This is a genomic window from Corynebacterium mendelii (assembly GCF_017307055.1).
Classification (GTDB): Bacteria; Actinomycetota; Actinomycetes; order Mycobacteriales; family Mycobacteriaceae; genus Corynebacterium; species Corynebacterium mendelii.
In genome coordinates this window covers 661,559-663,275 of the sequence record NZ_JAFLEQ010000008.1, presented here as the reverse complement: position 1 = coordinate 663,275, position 1,717 = coordinate 661,559, and the positions used below count along the sequence as shown (strand labels likewise).

Annotated in this window: 2 protein-coding genes; both read right to left on the bottom strand. The window is 69.4% G+C overall.

Going from position 1 to position 1,717, the window contains the following annotated elements; genetic code table 11:
- Positions 1 to 121: 121 nt before the first annotated feature.
- Entirely contained in the window at positions 122 to 970 is an 849-nt protein-coding gene (locus tag JZY06_RS06110; protein ID WP_207119181.1) for a ComEA family DNA-binding protein, read from the bottom strand.
- A gap of 117 nt (positions 971 to 1,087) precedes the next feature.
- Positions 1,088 to 1,717, bottom strand: a 630-nt coding sequence (locus JZY06_RS12255; RefSeq protein WP_242516664.1) for a DegV family protein, incomplete at its 5' end; no start/stop codon positions are given.

Below are 1,717 nucleotides of genomic sequence, written 5' to 3'. Positions count from 1 at the left end.
GCCGCGGCCACAGCGCCGATGACGGCGACCCCGGCCAGTATCCGGTAGCCCGCATCGGCGGCCAGGGTGAGATAAACCGCCGCCCATACGGTGGCGGCGGTTGCCACAAGCAGCCGGTTACTCACGGGACCACATAGTCCCGCAGGCGGGCGACGGTGGCGTCGCCGATTCCGCGCACCGCCGTCAGCTGGCCGATGTCGGTGACCGGACCGTTGCTGTCCCGGTAGGCGATAATCGCCCGGGCGGTTTTTTCCCCGATGCCCGGCACGGTGGACAGCTGCTGCTCCGTCGCCGAAGCCAACGACACCTGGGCCGGCTGGTGCGCTGATCCGGGCTGCCCGGCGACCGCATCCCCGGCAGTGACCCGGGAACCGCCGGGCGGGGGCGCAGCCGGTGCCGGGAGGCGTTGGGCGACAACAATCTGGGTTCCGTCGACCAGTTTCTTCGCCGCGTTCAATGTCACCAGGTCGGCGTCATCGTAGGGGGCGGCCAACGCCAGGGCATCGGCGATGCGGGATCCTTCCGGCAGTGTTTTCAGCCCCGGGAAACGGACATGCCCGACCACCGAGACCACCACCTGCGGTGGGTGCTGACTGGCTGAAGCCCGCGCCGGTTGTCCGCCCCGCACGGCAACCGGGGGCGGCGGCGGGGTGACCGGTACCGTGGCCGGTCCCGCCGGGGCGGTGGCTGTTCCTTCGGCAACCGCCGTGGTATCCGGCGGCCCCCCGGAACTCAGCCACACCGCGATCACGGTCACGGCCGCGGCCAGCATCACCAGACCGGCATAGCTGCGCTGGCCGTGTCGCGGCTGGGAGCCGGCCACCGGATAGGCCCGGTCGCCGTCATCTGCCGACCCGTCGGCCGGGTCGCCGACCGCCGGTAATGTACCGGCCGCCGGCGGGGTGACCGCGGGTGCGGCGACAAGGGTGGTGATCGCATCGGCGACAGGACCGGGCAGGCGGATGTTCATACCGGTCACGCTAGGCCGGTGGCGGAAAAAACAACCACAGGTGCACCACCCCCTGCTGTGGACGGCCCACAACTGTCCACAGCCCGCCGCCGCAGAAGCCGGATTGTTTTTTAAAAGCTAGTCGCCGTGCTGGCCGTCGGCCGGGGACCCGGTCCCGGTGGCAGCGGCACCGTCGCCGGCGGCCGCATCGGCGATGTCGGCGGCCGGTTTCGGATCGTTTTTCAAAAGCGACAGGAAATCCATGCCTTTGGTGGTGTTTTTGTGTTTGCCGGTTGCCTGGGCGGTCTCCTGCGGGGGCACGGCAGAAGGATCAACCTTGATCGACAGGGCCAGCGACCCCGGCCCGGAGTGGATGGCCAGCGCCGCGTCCTGGGGCAGAACTGTCACCGATGAGCCTTCCGGCAGTTCGGCGAGAAGGGTCTTTTTCAAACCGGTGGCCGCTTCCCGGGCCTCGTACTGCTGCAGCCACACGTCGGCGGGTTTGCCGCCGGCCACGGCACAGGCGATTTCCGCGAGTTTGGCCATGCCCTTGGACTGGGTGCGGGTTTTCGCCGCGATCTCGAATTTGCCCTGCGCAATCGACAGGATCGGCCGGGTGGCCAGCGTGGTCGACATCAGGGTGGCGGCCGCCGACATGCGGCCCGAGCGCCGCATCTCGTCGATGCGGTGCAGATACAAAAACGTGTGGCAGCGGCCCATGGTGTCCACCGCCGCTTCCCGGCAGGCTTCCACGTCCCCGCCGGCACC

Coding starts and splice junctions, on each gene's coding strand:
- JZY06_RS06110 (WP_207119181.1), bottom strand. CDS start 970: ATGAACATCCGCCTGCCCGGTCCTGTCGCCGATGCGATCACCACCCTT.